The organism is Kitasatospora paranensis (assembly GCF_039544005.1).
In the GTDB taxonomy this organism is placed as follows: Bacteria; Actinomycetota; Actinomycetes; order Streptomycetales; family Streptomycetaceae; genus Kitasatospora; species Kitasatospora paranensis.
On record NZ_BAABKV010000001.1, the window covers coordinates 5,619,771 to 5,637,977 of the forward strand.

Here is an 18,207-nt window from a genome sequence, read left to right on the forward strand (position 1 = left end):
CACTGCCCCCGCAGACCTCACCGCCCCCGATGCTGCTGCCTCCGCCCACTCCACCGGAGCCCCTGATGTCCCCGCCAGCCCAGCTCCGGCCGCCGGCTCGCTCGTCCTTCGGTGCCGGATCGCCACCTGCGCCGACGCAGGCGGGGGCGGCACCCACACCGGAGCCGGAGCGCATCGCGCGAGCTGCCCTGACTCGGCTGATCGAGCCCGGCGACGCGGTGATGGGGCGCTGGCTCGTCCATCACGGGGCGACCAACGTCATCGACGCCATCCGGGGCCGGCTCGCGCTCGGCCCGTTGGGCCTCGATCCGGACCGGCTGGCCGACTACCGGAACCGCCTCCCAGGGGTCGACCCGATCGCTGACCTCAACCGCATCCGAGGCGGCGGTGGGAGGTTCCTGATCCCGGGAGACCCCGAATGGCCCAGTCAGTTGGACGACCTCGGTGATGGCAGGCCGGTGGGGCTGTGGGTACGGGGCACGGGATCGCTGCGCCTGCTCGCGCTTCGCTCCGTGGCCGTGGTCGGTGCCCGCGCCTGCTCGGTGTACGGCGCGCACGTGGCAGGGGAGATCTCTGCACAACTCGCCGAACGGGGGTGGGTGGTGGTGTCCGGGGCGGCGTACGGCATCGACGCGGCCGCACACCGGGGCACGCTCGCCGTAGGGGGAGCCACCATCGGTGTGCTGGCCTGCGGGGTCGACACGGCCTACCCGCCCGGCAACTCGGAGCTCATCCGTCGGATCTCCGAGCAGGGCCTGCTCATCAGTGAGTTCCCACCCGGCACTCACCCCAACCGATTTCGCTTCGTGCTGCGCAATCGAGTGATCGCAGCTCTGACCCGCGGGACGGTCGTCATCGAGGCAGCGCTTCGCAGCGGCGCGCTGAGCACCGCCCGACGGGCCCGGGACCTCAACCGTCACACGATGGGAGTAGCGGGGCCGGTGACTTCCGAGCTCTCCGCCGGCGTGCACGCCCTCATCCGCAGCGGCGCGGCGAGTCTGGTCACCGATGCGGCTGAGATCGTGGAGCTGATCGGTGCGATCGGAGAGGACCTTGCGCCGGTCAGAACGGGGCCGGTCGTCCCGCGCGATCTGCTGGAACCGGCCGTTGCGCGTGTTCTGGAAGCCGTGCCCGCCAGTGCCGACGGCGCGCCGGTGGAACGGCTGTCTCAGCAGTCCGGCGTGGCGCCGGACACAGTGCTCCAGCGGCTCTACGAACTGGCATCGCTCGGCTATGTCGAACGATGCGGCGCTCACTGGCGGTTGGTGCGCCGCCGCGGCCCGGTCAGTCGTGATCCGTGAGCGCGTCGGACCGCCGGAGGTGAAGCCGTGCCCGGCGCGTATCGCGACGACGCGCCGGGCACGCCACCGGATCGGGGGACGACCGAGTGGCGGTAGCACACTGCAGCGGTATGGTCACGCTACGCTCCTTTGTGGCTTCCCTATCAGCACATGACTCGGCAGAACGGCGCAGACCAACGCATGCCCACAAACATTCCGGGACACAGGGTGACCGGTGACGCCCGGTCTGCGGGCCGGGCGGGGGCCGAGGCCCGTCCCGCAGCGGATGCTGCACCGCTGACGCCGACGATGCTGGAGCCCACGGGGTCGGCGGGACAGTCGCGACCGCGCAGTCGACCAGAAATCGACGAGGTGTCGATGGAGGGGCCATCGGGCGCGCGCCCTCGACTCTCCGCGTCGGGAATTCCATCAGCGGACGCGGTGCCCCCGCCGGCGCCCGGGCAACGAGCCGCAGCAGCGAGAACCCGGCGGGATCCAGCACTGGTACCGGGGCCGGCGGTGCTCCTGGCGACGGGCGGGGGCGTGAGGTCGAGCCGACGCACAGTCATGCGCCCCGTCCCCCTGAGGCTCGCCGCGGCGCCCGCGAAGCGGATGCCGGGGTGTCCGGGTGGCACCCGCAAGGGCGGCCCGGACAAGCGTTGTCGGCCGCTTCAGCCTCGGCTGCGGCTGCCGACCCGACCAGGGCGACAGATTCGGCCCGTACAGGCAGCATCGGCCGCGCCGACTCGGGCAGCGCGGGCAGCCCGGCCGATTCAGAGATGGGGTCGGTCCCGGCTCCGGCACCTGGTCGTGGGTCGAGTCCGGGGCGTCCCGGCGTTGGCCGAGTGCGGCCTTCGGGATCTGGGGATCGAGGACATGCGCGCGTTCCCGACATCATCCAACCTGATGAGCACCCCGCTGCTTGCCACGACCAAGCCGACCGGCACCCGGGACACGACACCGACCTGAACCGGTCGGGAGCCAGTACCACGGCGCGCGTGGCATCAACCCGCTTGCCCAACCCCAGCCCCAGTACAGGTGCCAGCACCGGCCCTGGCACAGGCCCGAACCCGAGCTCCAGCCCGAGCCCGGGAAGTGGGTCCCGAGGGCCACATCGCCAGGGGTCCCGCCCGGACTCGCCCGAGCGAAGTGCACTGGAAACGCTCTGGCGCTCCTACAAGGAGAGTGGAGACGCCCGGCTGCGGGAGCAATTGATCCTGCACTACTCGCCGTTGGTGAAGTACGTGGCCGGCCGGGTGGGCGTCGGGCTTCCGGCCAATGTCGAGCAGGCGGATTTCGTCTCCTCAGGGGTCTTCGGGCTGATCGACGCGATCGAAAAGTTCGACATCGACCGCGCGATCAAGTTCGAGACGTATGCCATCAGCCGGATCCGTGGCGCGATCATCGATGAACTGCGCGCGTTGGACTGGATCCCGAGGTCGGTGCGACAGAAGGCGAAGGCCGTCGAGAGGACGTACGCCACCCTGGAGGCGAAGCTGCGGCGTACGCCGCACGAGCCAGAGGTGGCGGCGGAGATGGGCATCACGCTCGACGACCTCCACACCATTTTCTCCCAACTGTCGCTCGCCAATGTCGTGGCCCTGGATGAGTTGATCCACTCCGTGGGGGACAGCGGCGACTCGCTGACCCTCATGGACACGTTGGAGGACATCGGTGCCGACAACCCGGTGGAGATTGCCGAGGACCGGGAGCTTCGCCGGCTGCTCGCCACTGCCATCAACACCCTGCCGGAGCGGGAGAAGACCGTGGTGACCCTCTACTACTACGAGGGGCTCACCCTGGCGGAGATCGGACAGGTCCTGGGGGTGACGGAGAGCCGGGTGAGTCAGATCCACACCAAATCGGTGCTGCAGTTGCGCGCCAAGCTGTCGGACGTGCGCTGACACGCCTGCTGAGGGAGAGGTTCAGCCGGCAAGCGATCGAGAACTGCGCCTTCTGGAACACAGCTGGGTTCGCTGAGCGACGCATCCTGCCGGCCTGTCATACCGGCCTGTCCTGTCGGGCCGTCCTGTCAGCCCGATTGCGTGGTGAGGGTCGGTGCCGGTGTGAGGCTCCGTACAGTAGAGGCGTGCCGAAGATCCGGGCGGCCACCGTGGCCGAGCATCGCCAATTGCAGCGGGCAGCACTGCTCGACGCTGCCCGCGCTCTCCTGGTCGAGGGTGGTCGGGATGCTCTGACCTTCGCCGCTCTCGCTGTGCGGACGGGGCTGGCCCGCTCGTCGGTCTACGAGTATTTCCGCTCCCGTGCTGCGGTGGTGGAGGAACTCTGCGCGACCGATCTCCCGCTCTGGGCGGCCGAGATCGAAGCCGGCATGGCAGCCTGTGACAGTGCCGGTGAGCGGATCGAAGCGTACGTCCGGGGGCAGCTCCAACTGGCTTCCGACCCGAGGCACAGGGCGGTGGTGGCGATCTCGGAACTGGAGTTGGACGATGCCGCCCGTGAGCGCATTCGGTCGGCCCACAGCAGTCTGGTGACATTGGTGGTGAAGTCCCTGGCGGATCTTGGTCACGAGCATCCCCGGCTTGCCGCGGTTGTGTTGCAGGGCGCGGTCGAGGCAGCAGTTCGGCAAGCCGAGCGGGTCGGTGCCGAGGAGGCAGGCGTGATCGCAGAGGTGACCGTCGCGTTGGCGCTGCACGGACTCGGCACGGCTGAGTCGACTCGCGCTCCTACCTCCCGGCGGCTCTGAACCGGCGCTGGGTCCGACCACCGGCGGGGCAGCCGGGCCGACCGGACCCGTGTCCGAGCCAACCGGGCTTGCGGCAGCGCCGACCCGTTCCGGGGCCGAGCTGGCCGCCCCGACGGAGTCGGCTGAGGACGACGTCCTGCCCGTGACTCCGTCGAGCGGGAGCAGCCGGGCCCGGCCGGAGCCCAGAAGGGCGAGCGGGTCGAGGTATCGCGTGCCCCGGAGGAGCCCCCAGTGAAGGCAGCTCACCGGGCAGTGGCTCGATGCGGCACCCATCGTCCCGATGATCTCGCCTGCGTCCACAGCGGTGCCCACGGGCAGTGTTCCCTCGACCGGGAGGTAGGTCGTCCGCAGGGCAGGACTGCCCGAGCCGGGGTGCGTGACCGTCACCACGGAAGTGCCGGCGACCGTCCCCGCGAACGACACCACACCAGGGGCCGCTGCTCGTACCGGGGCGCCCGGGGCGGTCGAGAGGTCGACCCCGCGGTGGCCCGCTCCCCAGCGCACGGCAGGGGCCTCGAACCGGCGCAGTAGGCCTTCCGGCCCACCTACCGGCCATGTCCGGACCCCAGCCACGCCGCCGGCCCCGGACACCCGCGGCACCCGGAACGCCCCGGGCATCCCGCGGTCGCCGAGGACACCGTAAGTCCTGACCATCCTCACAGACCGGACCGTGCTGGCGGAGCTGACCGCTCTCGGTTCACCTCCGCCCCCCGTCCGGGGGAGGGCGACGCCCCTGCGCCGGCTCCCGAGGGAATCTGCGAACGAATCTGCGAAGGCAACTTCGACGGTAGGCGCAGCTCGGCTGTGCCCGCTCCGTGGGGGTGGACGGCCACGGTCAGCAGGCTGGTGGCAAGCAGGGTGAGCAGCATCAGCAACTGCCACAGGTCCGGCCGCGGCGGCTCGGGCGGCCGGGGTGCTGCGGACATGGACAACGGCGCGACCGGCGGGAACACCAGCGGCGCGGCAACACGGCAAGCACTCATGCGCAGCAGGCTGGCTGCGCGGCCGACCTTCCGCCACGGCCTCCCGGATCCCTGTGGACAAACCCGCCCTGTGGAGAACGTGAGTCACTCGCACGGGCGAACATCGGGCCTGCGGCGTGATGGTCGGCTCGCCGTGGGCACAAGCCCGGAGGGCCCCTCCACCCGCGCCTTTCCTTTCTTTCCTTCCTCCCCCTTCCGTCGGCGCCTCCTGCCCCGCCACACCCCCTGCCCCGCCACACCTCCTGCCCCTCCGCTGCCACCGGCGCACCCCCGCCACCGGCTCCCCGGCTCCCCGTCCGCAGAAACCCCTGACCTCTTCCGGCGGGCCCGCGCGCCCGACCGACCGTTTCCGGCATTTCTGCCGGAGTCGCCCGCTGCTCGGCCCTTCCCGTACACTTCACACGCGACCCGGTCCACCGGGTCGACTTCGCACGCCCCGCCACCGGTGGAGCGACCGTCCCCGTGAGGGGGCAGGTCGGGCCTCACCGGTGCGAGTGCCGCTCGGTCCACCGAGCCTGTCACGGCCCCGTGCCGCCAGGTATCGGCGGCTTGGCACGTACGGGGCGTCAGGCGCGGCAGTCACCCGACAGCCGCGAACACAACCGAGAGTCCCGGTACCCCGTTCCTGCGGAGCGGCGTGTCGGGCGAAGAACTGAGGAGCACGGCTATGGCCGTCGTCACGATGCGGGAGCTGCTGGAGAGCGGCGTCCACTTCGGTCACCAGACCCGTCGTTGGAACCCGAAGATGAAGCGCTTCATCTTCACGGAGCGCAACGGCATCTACATCATCGACCTCCTGCAGTCGCTGAACTACATCGACCGCGCCTTCGAGTTCGTCAAGGAGACCGTTGCCCACGGCGGCAGCATCCTCTTCGTCGGCACCAAGAAGCAGGCCCAGGAGGCCATCGCCGAGCAGGCCGCGCGCGTGGGCATGCCCTACGTCAACCAGCGCTGGCTCGGCGGCATGCTGACCAACTTCTCGACCGTCTACAAGCGTCTGCAGCGCCTCAAGGAGCTCGGCGAGATCGACTTCACGGATGTGGCCGGCTCCGGCCTCACCAAGAAGGAGCTCCTGGTCCTCCAGCGCGAGTACGACAAGCTGGAGAAGACCCTCGGCGGTATCCGCGACATGCAGCGCGTTCCCAGCGCTGTCTGGATCGTGGACACCAAGAAGGAGCACATCGCGGTCGGCGAGGCCCGGAAGCTCAACATCCCGGTCGTCGCCATCCTCGACACCAACTGTGACCCCGACGAGGTCGACTACAAGATCCCGGGCAACGACGACGCGATCCGCTCCGTCACCCTGCTGACCCGCGTGATCGCCGACGCCGTCGCCGAGGGCCTGAAGTCCCGCGCCGGTGTCGCCAAGGGCGACACCAAGGCCGAGCCGGGCGCCGACCAGCCGCTCGCCGACTGGGAGAAGGACATCATCGAGGGCCAGAAGGCCGCCGAGGTTGCCGAGGCCCCCGCCGCTGACGCCGCCGCCGAGGCCCCCGCCGCTGTCGAGGCTCCGGCCGCCGACGCTGCCGAGGCCCCCGCCGAGGCTCCGGCCGAGGCTCCGGCCGAGGCTCCGGCTGCCGAGGCCGAGCAGGCCTGACGTACCACAGGGTGAGGGGCACCGCGCCGGGTACGACACCGGTAGGTGCCCCTCTCTCCCGTGCCGGGACCGAACCAGCGGTCCCGGCACCACCCCACGCAGACACGCGAGACGCGAGAAGAGATCACTACCATGGCGAACTTCACCGCCGCGGACGTCAAGAAGCTCCGTGAGCTCACCGGCGCCGGCATGATGGACTGCAAGAAGGCCCTGGACGAGGCCGAGGGCGACGTTCAGAAGGCCGTCGAGCTCCTCCGCATCAAGGGCCAGAAGGGCGTTGCCAAGCGCGAGGGCCGTGACGCCTCCAACGGCGCCGTCGCCTCGCTGATCGCCGAGGGCAACAAGGCCGGCGTCCTGGTCGAGCTCAACTGCGAGACCGACTTCGTCGCCAAGGGTGGCAAGTTCGTCGAGGTCGCGAACGCGATCGCCGCGCACGTCGCCGCCACCTCCCCGGCCGACCTGGAGACCGCGCTGGCCTCCGAGATCGCCGCCGGCCAGACCGTCCAGCAGTTCGTGGACGAGGCCAACGCGACCCTGGGCGAGAAGATCGTCTTCCGTCGCTTCGCGCAGTTCGACGGCGAGGGCTTCGTCGGCGTCTACATGCACAAGTCCGACCCGGACCTGCCGCCCACCATCGGTGTCCTGGTCGAGCTCGACAAGGAGAACGCCGAGGTCGCGAAGGACGTCGCGCAGCACATCGCCGCGTTCGCCCCGAAGTACCTCTCCCGCGAGGAGATCCCGGCCGAGGACCTCGAGAACGAGCGTCGCGTCGCCGAGGCCACCGCGCGTGAGGAGGGCAAGCCCGAGGCTGCCCTGCCGAAGATCGTCGAAGGCCGCGTGACCGGCTTCGTCAAGGAGAACGCCGTCCTCGAGCAGGCGTTCGCCAAGGACAACAAGAAGTCCGTCGCCAAGGTCCTCGACGAGGCGGGCGTCACCCTCAAGCGCTTCGTCCGCTTCCGCGTCGGCGCCTGAGTACCTGTTCCGTAGCGCTTCCGGCCTAAGGTAGGAAGGGCCCGGACCGCCCCGCGCGGTCAGGAACGCGCCGATCGGCTCTCCAGCACCCCGTGGGGGCGCGTCGGCACCATGAACGACGAGGAGGCCATTGCCGTGCAGGAGACCGTACCGGTTCCCGCGGCAGTGGCCTCCTCGCGTGTACGCGGTGAGTGTGCACGCACCCAGCACGAGTGCACAGGGCCGGGCACCGCACTCCCGGCGTTCTGAGCGGCACATGCAGCCCTGCGAGCCCGCAGGTGAAGAAGGAGAAGGCCATGCAGGAGACGCAGGAGACCGGTCCGGACACGCAGGACAGCTCCGGTCGGCGGGTGCTGCTGAAGCTGTCGGGCGAGGCGTTCGCCGGTGGCGGCGGGCTCGGCGTGGACCCGGACGTGGTGCACGCGATCGCCCGTGAGATCGCCACGGTCGTCCGCGCCGGCACCGAGGTCGCCGTCGTGATCGGCGGCGGCAACTTCTTCCGCGGCGCGGAGCTGCAGGTCCGCGGCATGGACCGGGCCCGTTCCGACTACATGGGCATGCTCGGCACGGTGATGAACTGCCTGGCGCTCCAGGACTTCCTGATCAAGGAAGGCATCGAGACCCGGGTCCAGACCGCCATCACCATGGGTCAGGTCGCCGAGCCGTACCTCCCGCTGCGCGCCGTGCGCCACCTGGAGAAGGGCCGCGTGGTGATCTTCGGCGCGGGGATGGGCATGCCCTACTTCTCCACCGACACCACGGCCGTCCAGCGCGCCCTGGAGGTCCACGCCGAGGTCCTGCTGATGGGCAAGAACGGCGTCGACGGCGTCTACGACTCCGACCCGCGCACCAACCACGCCGCCGTGAAGTTCGACGCGCTGGACTACAGCGAGGTGATCTCGCGGGACCTCAAGGTGGCGGACCTGACCGCGATCACCCTGTGCAAGGACAACGACCTGCCGATCCTGGTCTTCGAGCTCCTCGCCGAGGGCAATATCGCCAGGGCGGTGCGGGGTGAGAAGATCGGCACACTCATCAGCCAGGACTCCGCCCGGCCCTGAGCAGCAATCAGCCGTCCGGGGCACCGGTACGGGACTACAGCAGATGAACCGGACAGGGAGCAGACAGTGATCGAAGAGACCCTCCTCGAGGCCGAGGAGAAGATGGAGAAGGCCGTCGCGGTCGCCAAGGACGACTTCGCCGCCATCCGCACCGGGCGGGCGCACCCGGCCATGTTCAACAAGATCGTCGCGGACTACTACGGTGCGCTGACCCCCATCAACCAGCTCGCCTCCTTCTCCGTCCCGGAGCCCCGGATGGCGGTCATCACGCCGTTCGACAAGAGCGCCCTGCGCAACATCGAGCAGGCGATCCGCGACTCCGACCTGGGCGTCAACCCGTCCAACGACGGCTCGATCATCCGCGTGACCTTCCCGCAGCTGACCGAGGAGCGCCGCAAGGAGTACATCAAGGTCGCCCGCGGCAAGGGCGAGGACGCCCGGGTCTCGATCCGCTCCGTCCGCCGCAAGGCCAAGGACGCCATCGACAAGTTCGTCAAGGACGGCGAGATCGGCGAGGACGAGGGCCGCCGCGGCGAGAAGGAGCTCGACGACGTCACGGCCCGCTACGTGGCCCAGATCGACGAGCTGCTGAAGCACAAGGAAGCCGAGCTTCTCGAAGTCTGACCGACGACGCCCCCGCCGCCGACGGCTCCGGGGGCCTCAGCACGACGCTCGCCGCCGAGTTCTCTGCTGCGGGTGACCCCCGCGACGCGTCGCGCCGGTTCCGAACGGGTCACTCGCAGCAGCCAGTGGTGTACCGAAGGGGCACTGCGGCACAGACTCAGACCATGCCCCCCGCGCAGGAGAAACCCGTGGCCCAACCCGACCAGCAGCCCCGCAAGCAGCGCGGTGGTCGCAACCTTCCGGCCGCGATAGGCGTGGGGGTCGGCCTGGGTGCGGTGATCGTCGCCTCGCTCTTCGTGGTGAAGGCCCTCTTCCTGGTCGTGGTGATCGCGGCCGTCGCGGTGGGTGTCCAGGAGCTGAACAGCCGACTGGCGGAGACCAAGGGCGTGCACGTCCCGCTGGTGCCGCTGGTGGCCGGGGCGGTCGCGATGCCGCTGCTCGGCTACCTGGTCGGCGGCCAGTGGTCCGCGGCGGCGCTCGCGCTGACCGGCCTTGCGGTGCTCGTCTGGCGGATGAGCCGGCCGCCGGAGAACTACCTGCGCGACATAACGGCGGGCATCTTCACCGCGTTCTACGTGCCGTTCCTGGCCAGTTTCGTGGCTCTGATGCTGGCCGCGGACGACGGTTCGTGGCGGATCCTGCTCTTCCTCGTCGTCACCATCTGCAGTGACACCGGCGCGTACGCCGTGGGCTACAAGTTCGGGCGGAACAAGCTCGCGCCGACCATCAGCCCCGGCAAGACCCGGGAGGGCCTGGCCGGCGGCATCGGCCTCTCGATGATCGCGGGCGCGCTGCTGATGCAGTACGTGATCGACGACGGCCGCTGGTGGCAGGGCCTGATCCTGGGCGGCTGCGCGGCGGTCACCGCGACGCTCGGCGACCTCGCCGAGTCGATGATCAAGCGGGACATGGGCATCAAGGACATGGGCGCCCTGCTGCCCGGCCACGGCGGCATCATGGACCGGCTGGACTCGCTGCTGCCGACCGCCCCGGTGGTCTGGCTGCTGCTGACCGCGTTCGTCGGCGGCTGACCCCGTCGGTCGGCGGCCGTGACCGCCGCAGCGCCCCGCCGAGGGCCCCGGACGCGACGCGGCCGGGGCCTTCGGCCGTTCGCGAGCACGGCGGACCGCGCCGACGACGACGGACGTCGGCCGGTGCCGGCCCCTCCGCGCCAAGCGGGACACGGGCCATCCCTCCGGATCTGCGACACTGGTTGGACCATGCCTAAGCCCGGAGAACAAGCTCCGGAGAGATGACGAAAAGCCCCCTACCTGCGGTTTCTCCGCTGGAAGGGGGCTTCCGTGTTGGCGCTGGGCCGTCTCTGGGCCGTCAGCTGGTCTCTTCGCCAGGGGAGAAGAGCCGGTCGACGGCCTTCCGCGTACGGTCCTGGCTGTTCGGCATGAGGTGGGCGTACACCCGGAGGGTCAGGGCTGGGTCGGCATGGCCGAGGTAGTCGCTGACTGCCCTGATGCTCTCCCCGGCGTCCAGCAACACCGATGCGTAGAAGTGCCGCAGGGCATGCATGCCGTGCTCGCGGGCGGAGGCGTAGGACTCGCCCGGACGGGGCGTCGGGATGAGCCCTCCGGCAGCGATGGCAGGCTTCCAGTCCTGGAGGTTGAAGTTGCTCTTCCAGACCAGGCCGCCGGCTGTGTTGCTGAAGAGCAGGCGGAAGGTCACTTTCGGACCGTCCGGAATCCTCCACGGAAGCGTGATCGGCACCGGCCTGAAGCCGTCCATGTGGCCACGCAGGGAGGCGGCCACCGACCGGGGAGCGGCACGTCCCGCTCCTTGTTGCACTTCGGCGGCGCGAACACCGCCTTCCCCCGGATGAGCTTCACCTGCCGAAGCACGCGGACGGTCCCCGTCTCGAAGTCGATGGCGTCATCCTCTGCGAGACCGATGATCTCGCCCTGACGGAGACCGCACCCGGCACCCAGGTCTGCCATGGCCCGGTACCGCTCCGGGAGCGCGGCACGGACCGCGAGTACCTGCTCCGGGAGCCAAGGGACGACACGCCGGGAGTCGGCAGCCGGCGGGCGTACCGACTGCGCCCCGCACGGGTTCCGGCTTAGGAGCCCGTCATCCACGGCCGCCGACAGCACCGACCGTACGTCGGAGTAGATGTTCCGGGCGTAAGACCCTGACAGCGAGCTGTCCTCCAGGTCCCTGACCAACTCCTGAACGTGCGAGGGCCGGAACGAGTCGAGCGGTCGTCGCCCGATCCGCGGGAAGGCGTGCAGCCGTAGCCGGGTCTCCACAAGCACCTGTGTTGCGGGGTCGGTGGTCTGCACACTGAGCCATCGCTCCGCGAACTGCTGGAAGGTCGTGCGCGCCGCCTTGGGATCGATGTACTGGCCGCGTGACATGTCGGCGCGGACCTGGGCGAGCCAAAGCTCGGCAAGGCGACGTTCCTTGTCGGCGAACGACTTGCTCTTCTCGCTGCCGTCCGGTCCGACGTAGCGGGCCCGGTAGCGCTTGCCGGTGCCGTAGCGGTCGCTGCGGACGCGGCGGGGCTTGCCGTCGGGGCCGGTCTCGGTTTTGTACCAGCGGTCTTGGATGTGTCCGGCCATGGGTCAGGCTCCTTGGGGGCGGGTCGGGTGGTAGCGGTGCTGGGCGGGGTCACGCGGGGTCCTTCTGGGCTGTTTTTGGGCGTGCCGGGGGAGGGCCGCTAGCTGCTAGCGGCCTGATCAGGGCGTGTGTGGGTCGGTAGTGGTGGTGCTACCGGTAGCGGGGTGGCCCGCTACCGGTAGCGGGTCTCAGGCGGCGGTGCGGCTCTGGTCGGCGACCCACCGGGCGACTGCGTCGGGGTGGTAGCGCACGTGACGGCCGGCGCGGAATCCGGGCGGGCCGGTGCGCTTGCGGCGCCACTGGTAGACGGTCTCCAGCGGCACGCCGAACAGCGCGGCGACGTCTTCGGGGGTGAGGAAGCGGACGGGCAGGGCGAGGGGCTCGGCCGAGGGTGCGGCGGCGGGCAGTGCGGTGACGCTGGCGGTGCGGCGGGGCATGCTGCGCTCTCCTCGCGGGTCTGTTGGGTGGTGTGGGCCGGGTTCCGGTGTCCGCCGACAAGCAAGAGGAGCACCGAGCCCCCGGCGGGGTGCTCCTCTTGCTTGTCAGCGGAGCCGCCGCCCGAGGTGCTTGCTGCTTTCCTGCTGGTCGTGGCGGTTTGGGGCCGCTATCGGTGGTGCTTGCGCAAGCACGGTGGGCCGCTTGCGCAAGCGGCCGGGCGCCGGCCGGACGGCCTGTCACGCTCCGTGGCCCTACTGGGTAGTGGGTACTGGGGAATCCTCAGTGGGAGGGCCGATTCGGGCCCCGGGGTGCCCTCGGGGCGCCTACTGGGGCGCCCCACTACCCACTACCCGGTAGCTGTGCGTGATCGGTCCGGCGGGGTGGAGTGCATCAAGGGGCGGGAGGCTGGGGCGGGTCAGGGTGGGTCGGCGCGGCTGGGGCGGGGGCCGGGGAAGGCTGCTTTCCCCGGCCTCCCCCTGATGGCGGGGGCTGGGGCCGTTTCGGCGGTTCGGCCGGCGGGCCTGCTATCTGCTAGGTGCCTGGTCAGGGCCCGGATGGGCCGCTATCGGGCCTGCTATCGATAGCGGGCGGGCGTGCTATCGATAGCAGGCCCGGCGGGGCCCTAGGGGGCGGGGAGGGAGGCGCCCGGGGTGGCCAGGAGATGCGGATTCCTGGGGGTCTGGCGGCCTGTGGTGGGGTGCCTCCCTGCCTCCCTGGGAGGCGGTTTGTGCTGGCCGGAGCGGGTGCGGTGGGTCAGGGAGGCGGTCAGGGAGAACTCCCTGCCTCCCTGGCGTCCTCCCTGACGCGAATCCCCGCTCAGGGCGGGATTCCGGGCTGCCGGCCGCTGGTGCCGCTAACCGCTAACCGCCTGCTCGGGGACGGTCCGGGCCGCTATCGGGGCCGCTAACGCTAGCGGGGTGCCCCGCTAGCGTTAGCGGGCTCCAGGCGGCTCGGCCGCGGGGTCTGCCCCGGCTCTTAAGAGCCGGATGGGGTGGTGGGGAGCGGGCCCGGGGGCAGGGCGTGCCTGGGGCGGTGGCGTCCAGCTTTCTGGACGGCCGGGGGCTGCTGGTGGTGGTGATCATGGGGTTCTCCGTTCTCAGGGGTGGTCCGGAAAGGTCGGAAAGGTCGTAAAGCCCTGTGACCTGGGGTTTTGGCTGGCGGAAAGTGTTCCGGGAAGGTCCGGAAAGGGGTCCGCGAAGGGTGCGGGCCGGATGAGGCGGGGGCTTTCCGGACCATTCCGGACCACTTTCCGCCGCGCGTTTTCGCAGGTCAGGTGGCTTTCCGACCTTTCCGACCTTTCCGGACCGGGGGTCAGTCGGCCGGTGGCGCGTAGATGTAGACGGTCTGCGGGCGGCCCTCGCCGGGCAGCTGTGCGGCGGCGTACCCGTCCATCCGGCACAGGCGGGCGGTCAGTTCGCCGCGCTGGGTGGCGTTCTGGCGCTTGAACATGACCTGCACCTCGGACTGGGTCAGGCCACCACCCCCGGCCGCTCTGACGGCAGCTGCGAGCTTGTCGAGGTTCGGGTCACCGGTGCCGCTGGCGGCCGGGCCCAGGATGTGCGCGGCACTCGCCCGGGCGTACCGGATGAGGGCCCACGCAGCGCGGAGGTGCTCCTCTTCGATGTGCTGCTTGTGGTCGAGCAGTGCGTAGACCATGGCGGTGCGCTTGGCGTAGGGGGCGGCGCGGGCGGTGAACTCCGCGAGGGGCCCGTCGTCGTCCTCGCCGCCGGACAGCGCCGGATACACCTCCTCCCGCCAGAGCTGCGCGGCCTGCTCGGTGAGCTGCACTTCGCCGACGCGGCGGGCATCGGAGAGGACGGTGCGCCAGGCGGAGGCGAGGTTGGTGACCAGGTTCTCCGGCGCCCCGGCCGCATCGGGCAGCAGCGAGTTGCGGTGCACGAAGACCGGCAGGAACCGGTTGTAGGTGCCTCCGGCGAGCTCGCTGTCCTGCATCTTGGCGCGCAGTTCGCGCGGGGAGATGTGGCCGATCAGGGCGATGTGCGGGGCGGTGGCGTGCATGGCCTGGCGGTTCATCACGCCCAGGTCCTCGCCGTTCCATGCCTGCCGCAGCACGCCCCCGAGGCTGGAGCCTTCGCGGCGGGCGCGGGCCATGGTGATGCCGTACTCGGACTCCACCACCCACAGGCGCTTGTCCAGCACGCCCTCGCTCTCCTTGCCGGTCTTGGGGTCGGTGTCGCCGTCGCGGACGGCTTCGATCAGGCCCTCGCCGGAGGAGAGCCCGGAGGGGGTGTTGGTGGCGATGAACTCCGGGACGGCGGCCTTGAGCAGGCGGCGCACGGTGTTGGAGGCGGCGCCCTTGCGGCCGGCAGCGGTCGCGCCGACGGTCAGGGCCCAGATGAGTGCGGGGTGGCGGTCGTTGCCGATCCACAGGAACGGGCCCGGTCCGATGACCGCGCCTCCGGCGGAGAGCAGGTTCACCAGGACAGCGACGGGGTCGGCCTCGGTGGTGGGGTCGAGTTCGCGGACGGTCTCCCCGACCCAGCCGCAGAACACGGCGGGATCCGGGACGGGACCGGGGCGGCTGGGCCGTTCGAGGCCGGGTGCGGGGTCGTAGAGCGGGTTCCCCGCCCGGGTTGGTCGGGCGGTTTCGGTCGGGTCGACCAGGTGCAGTTCGGGGCTCATCAACTGCTCTCCAGACGGGACAGTCGGACGTGCGGGACGGGGTGTGCTCGCGGGCGCTCACCGGTGCTCACGCCTGCCGTGAGCGCGCTCACCGGTGCTCACCGGGCGCTCACGATCGGGTGCGGCGGTCGGGCGGCTGCTCAAGGAGGAAGCTGCTTCTCCGGCCCCCGGGCGGGGCGGCGGTGGTCGGGTGCGGCGGTCGGCCGATCGGTGCAGGTCAGAGGGCGACCGATGCGCGTGAGCGCGGGGCCGGAGAAGCGCTTTCTCCTTGAGGGGAGTCGGGCGGCCGGTCGGGTGCCTGCCGTGCCCGCCGATCGGGTCGGCGGCGGGCACCCGACCGGGGTGCCTGGGAGTTCAGCGGGCCTGGGAGATCAGGCCGATCGGGATGCCGTGCTCGCGGAGGTAGGCGCGGAAGCCCTCGCGGGGGATCCGGATCGTGCCGGACCCGACACCCACCCGGTAGGACGGGATCCGTCCGGCCCGCACCACGCGGTAGGCCGTCTCCGGAGAGATCCCGAGCGCGGCGGCGACCTGCTTCACCCTCAGCGGTTCGTCCGAGCCGTACCCGGCCAGCTCTGCCAGAAGCTGGGAAGGTGACAGAGGTGCGGTGCTCATGCGCGCATCCCTCCCTGCCCGACCATCGCCTCCGAGCAGGCCACGCCACGCGGTGCCGGGACGACCGCCGGGGCCTCCGGTGCGGTCACGCCGAACAGCTGCGTGATGACCTGCCCGAGACGGACCGCGAAGTCCTGCAGCGGCGACGACCGGCGGCCGGTGTAGATGTCCATCGCCATCACGGCGAAGTCCTCCGCCGCACCGAGGTCGGTCTGCGAGACGGCGAACCACAGGCAGCACATGAGCTGCTCCTCGTCCGGGGTGTCCAGGTCGTCCTGCATGAGCACGGCGCTCGGCGTGAAGAGCATCCGGCCCAGGATCTCCGCGAACGTCAGGTGGATCGTGAGCTGGACCGCCACGCGCGGGGTGGTCTCCGCGTCGTCGGCCTCCCCGAACACCGTCACCAGCGGACGGATCGGACCGACGGACAGTGGCTGGTCGGCAACAGAGACGTGCATGATGGAACTCCCTTCATGGGCGTGGGGCGGCGTGCTGACTTGGCGGAAAGGCGCCGCTCCACGAATTGAGTGGGGCTTCCTGATACACCTATGCTGACCTAGGTGTATCAACCTGTCAAGCAGATCGGGCTAGGTGTGCTAGCCCGTGTCAGTGGATACGCTGGCCTCATGACTGTCTCTGCCGACGACCACCGCGCCCCGTATGTCCAAGTGGCTGACGCCCTTCGCGAAGAGATCCACGCCGGGACGCTGCAACCCGGCCAGAAGCTCCCGTCCGCGCGACAGTTGGCCGATCGCTTCGGTGTCGCGGTGATGACCGCGTCCAATGGAGTTCGGCTGCTTCGAGAGGAAGGGCTTGTGTCCTCCACGCAGGGCCGTGGGACCTTCGTTCGCCGGCCGGGCGATGACTCCGACGAAGCCGTCCCCGGTGCTGCACCCGTGAGCCTGGTTGATCGCGTTAGCGATCTCGAATCGCAGGTCAAGTACCTGGCTGGGCGACTTGCTGCTGTCGAGTCCCTGCTCGAAGATCGGCCCTCGTAGTTCGAGTGGCTGACGTAGTGTCATGCGTGGCTTGATGTCCACGGCCGTCGACCGCCTTTCAGACCGGTGGATTCCTCCCTGGCTCAACCAGCAAATCGCAGTTCGGGGGAGTGATTGAAGGCTGAGAGCCGATCACTCACAGATCACTCATAGGCACAGCCAGGGGGCGCCAGATGCCGACCGATTCACAACCAACCGAGCCGTTCATCGCTGAGTTGAAGCGCTGGCGGGACGTGCGGGGCCTGTCCCAGTCCGCGCTGGCCAAGGGAGTGGGTTACACGCCCTCATATGTCTCGAAGGTCGAGAGTGGCCAGCAGCGCCCGTCGAGGCCGTTCGCTGAGCAGGCCGACCGGCTGCTGCATGCCGGCGGGGCGCTCCGGCGGGTGTTCGTCGAGCTTGGGGCCCAGGTGCGGGCGGAAGCTGCCGTCCCTCCCCAGGCGGCAACGGACCACATCGCCGGAGAGGCGCAGGGGGCCAGCGTGATCGTTCAGCACGATGATGCTGAGCTGGTCTACGACGGACGGTTTTACCGGGCGACACAGCGCCGACAGCTGTACAACGCCAGTCCGGACCCGATCACCCGGTACCTGATCCGCATCTCGGTGGATCGCTACCCCGGTAACCCCGAGCGCTCCAACCGCTTGTACCGGGAGAACCCGCTGACGTGGGAAGAGATCAGCCTGAGCGCCAAGGTCGGCAGTGAACCCGTCGGCTGGCGCGTGCAACATGACCGCGACGCCTTCAAGGAGCTGTGGCTGCTCTTCGAGAACGAGGACGGGCGGTACCCGCTCTACCCGGGCGAGACGACCTGGATTGAGTACTCGTACACGGTCAGCGACGACAAGTGGGGGACTTGGTTTCAGCGCGCCGTGCGGCTACCCACGGAGCGCCTGAGTGTCCGGCTCAACTTCCCCTCCGACCTGGACCCCGCAGTCTGGGGCACCGAGACCACGATGACCGCCGCAGCCTTCCCGTTCCGCACCGCGATCCACCAGGATGCGACGGGCGGCCGGCGGATCTACTCGTGGACCACCGACGACCCGCCGCTTCACGCCCGGTACCGGCTGGAGTGGAAGTTCCGCGCAAGCCCTGACCTTGAGGAGACCAGGCCGCCCATGCCCGCGACTAGCGCCAGCGAGAAGATGCGATCAATCGGTGTTGTCCAGGCCGGGGATCCGATCCTGACCAACCGGGCCCGCCCCTTCGAGTTGCCAGCAGAGGCGGAGGACGCCCGGCGCGTGGTGGCAGAGCTCAACTCCGGTGCCGAGCGAGCCGCGGGCATCCACGTCTTTAGCAAGGGCATGGGGGTTGCCGCCCCACAGCTTGGGATCGACCGGGCGGCGGCCATCGTTCGGACCGCCGACGCGGAGACCATCACGCTGCTGAACCCCCACGTGATCGAGGAGTCCGCCGAGAGTGACGAGCAGTACGAGGGCTGCTGGAGCTTCTTCGATGTGCGTGGCATGGTGCCCAGGCCGCGCAGCATCACCGTGGAGCACCAGACCATTAGCGGTGAGCGGCGGATCACGATTTTTGAGGACGCGGTGGCCCGCCTAGTAGCCCACGAGATTGATCACTTGGAAGGCATCCTCTACACGGCCCGGATGCGTAAAGGACTGAACCCGATCCCCGTGTCTGAATATCGTGGGACCGGAAAATCCTGGACTTATGGGTCTGAGGATTCCATCAGGCAGTGATGTGCTGCGGCTGAAGAACTGATG

General features: G+C 69.9%; 13 protein-coding genes and 3 pseudogenes. 10 read left to right on the plus strand and 6 right to left on the minus strand.

Annotated features, from left to right (window positions below):
* The first annotated feature begins 29 nt into the window (after nt 1-29).
* From dprA to ABEB13_RS26935, 3 genes and pseudogenes are all read left to right on the plus strand, one after another.
* Nucleotides 30-1,301: a DNA-processing protein DprA gene (gene dprA, locus ABEB13_RS26925; RefSeq protein ID WP_380231945.1), complete on the plus strand. Its 1,272-nt coding sequence runs from the start codon at nt 30-32 to the stop codon at nt 1,299-1,301.
* A gap of 1,127 nt (nt 1,302-2,428) precedes the next feature.
* A pseudogene (gene whiG / locus ABEB13_RS26930) lies at nt 2,429-3,184 on the plus strand (RNA polymerase sigma factor WhiG); the annotation flags it as partial.
* 185 nt (nt 3,185-3,369) lie between these two features.
* The gene (locus ABEB13_RS26935; protein ID WP_345707522.1) at nt 3,370-3,987 is read left to right on the plus strand and encodes a TetR/AcrR family transcriptional regulator; all 618 of its coding nucleotides are present in this window, start codon (nt 3,370-3,372) and stop codon (nt 3,985-3,987) included.
* Nucleotides 3,988-4,194: 207 nt separating this feature from the next.
* On the opposite strand, the pseudogene ABEB13_RS26940 reads toward ABEB13_RS26935, so the two are convergent.
* Nucleotides 4,195-4,641, minus strand: a pseudogene (locus tag ABEB13_RS26940) (murein hydrolase activator EnvC family protein); the annotation flags it as partial.
* Nucleotides 4,642-5,637: 996 nt separating this feature from the next.
* Between ABEB13_RS26940 and rpsB the strand changes: the two are divergent.
* The 5 genes from rpsB (at nt 5,638) to ABEB13_RS26965 (ending at nt 10,255) form a co-directional block, all read left to right on the plus strand.
* Complete coding sequence (gene rpsB, locus ABEB13_RS26945) at nt 5,638-6,567, plus strand: 30S ribosomal protein S2 (RefSeq protein WP_345707523.1); 930 nt, start codon at nt 5,638-5,640, stop codon at nt 6,565-6,567.
* Nucleotides 6,568-6,699: 132 nt separating this feature from the next.
* Nucleotides 6,700-7,539: a translation elongation factor Ts gene (gene tsf / locus ABEB13_RS26950; protein ID WP_100888367.1), complete on the plus strand. Its 840-nt coding sequence runs from the start codon at nt 6,700-6,702 to the stop codon at nt 7,537-7,539.
* A 296-nt stretch (nt 7,540-7,835) separates the two neighbouring features.
* A complete protein-coding gene (gene pyrH, locus ABEB13_RS26955) occupies nt 7,836-8,600 on the plus strand; it encodes a UMP kinase (RefSeq protein WP_198524003.1) in 765 nt (254 codons plus the stop codon).
* A gap of 66 nt (nt 8,601-8,666) precedes the next feature.
* Entirely contained in the window at nt 8,667-9,224 is a 558-nt protein-coding gene (gene frr / locus ABEB13_RS26960; protein ID WP_345707524.1) for a ribosome recycling factor, read from the plus strand.
* Complete coding sequence (locus ABEB13_RS26965; RefSeq protein ID WP_380231946.1) at nt 9,221-10,255, plus strand: phosphatidate cytidylyltransferase; 1,035 nt, start codon at nt 9,221-9,223, stop codon at nt 10,253-10,255. The genes frr and ABEB13_RS26965 overlap by 4 nt, the downstream gene beginning before the upstream one ends.
* A 298-nt stretch (nt 10,256-10,553) precedes the next feature.
* Here the strand turns inward: ABEB13_RS26965 and ABEB13_RS26970 are convergent.
* The 5 genes and pseudogenes from ABEB13_RS26970 to ABEB13_RS26990 form a co-directional block, all read right to left on the minus strand.
* Nucleotides 10,554-11,794: pseudogene (locus ABEB13_RS26970) on the minus strand (tyrosine-type recombinase/integrase).
* A gap of 186 nt (nt 11,795-11,980) precedes the next feature.
* Nucleotides 11,981-12,229, minus strand: a complete 249-nt coding sequence (locus ABEB13_RS26975; RefSeq protein WP_345707526.1) for a helix-turn-helix domain-containing protein — start codon at nt 12,227-12,229, stop codon at nt 11,981-11,983.
* A gap of 1,312 nt (nt 12,230-13,541) precedes the next feature.
* On the minus strand, nt 13,542-14,873 hold the full coding sequence (locus tag ABEB13_RS26980; RefSeq protein ID WP_345707527.1) for a DUF3987 domain-containing protein: 1,332 nt from the start codon (nt 14,871-14,873) through the stop codon (nt 13,542-13,544).
* A 354-nt stretch (nt 14,874-15,227) separates the two neighbouring features.
* The gene (locus ABEB13_RS26985) at nt 15,228-15,488 is read right to left on the minus strand and encodes a helix-turn-helix domain-containing protein (RefSeq protein WP_345707528.1); all 261 of its coding nucleotides are present in this window, start codon (nt 15,486-15,488) and stop codon (nt 15,228-15,230) included.
* Nucleotides 15,485-15,946, minus strand: a complete 462-nt coding sequence (locus tag ABEB13_RS26990) for a hypothetical protein (RefSeq protein ID WP_345707529.1) — start codon at nt 15,944-15,946, stop codon at nt 15,485-15,487. The genes ABEB13_RS26985 and ABEB13_RS26990 overlap by 4 nt, the downstream gene beginning before the upstream one ends.
* Nucleotides 15,947-16,114: 168 nt before the next feature.
* Between ABEB13_RS26990 and ABEB13_RS26995 the strand changes: the two genes are divergently transcribed.
* Nucleotides 16,115-16,486, plus strand: a complete 372-nt coding sequence (locus ABEB13_RS26995) for a GntR family transcriptional regulator (RefSeq protein ID WP_345707530.1) — start codon at nt 16,115-16,117, stop codon at nt 16,484-16,486.
* 173 nt (nt 16,487-16,659) lie between these two features.
* On the plus strand, nt 16,660-18,183 hold the full coding sequence (locus tag ABEB13_RS27000; protein WP_345707531.1) for a peptide deformylase: 1,524 nt from the start codon (nt 16,660-16,662) through the stop codon (nt 18,181-18,183).
* Nucleotides 18,184-18,207: the final 24 nt, after the last annotated feature.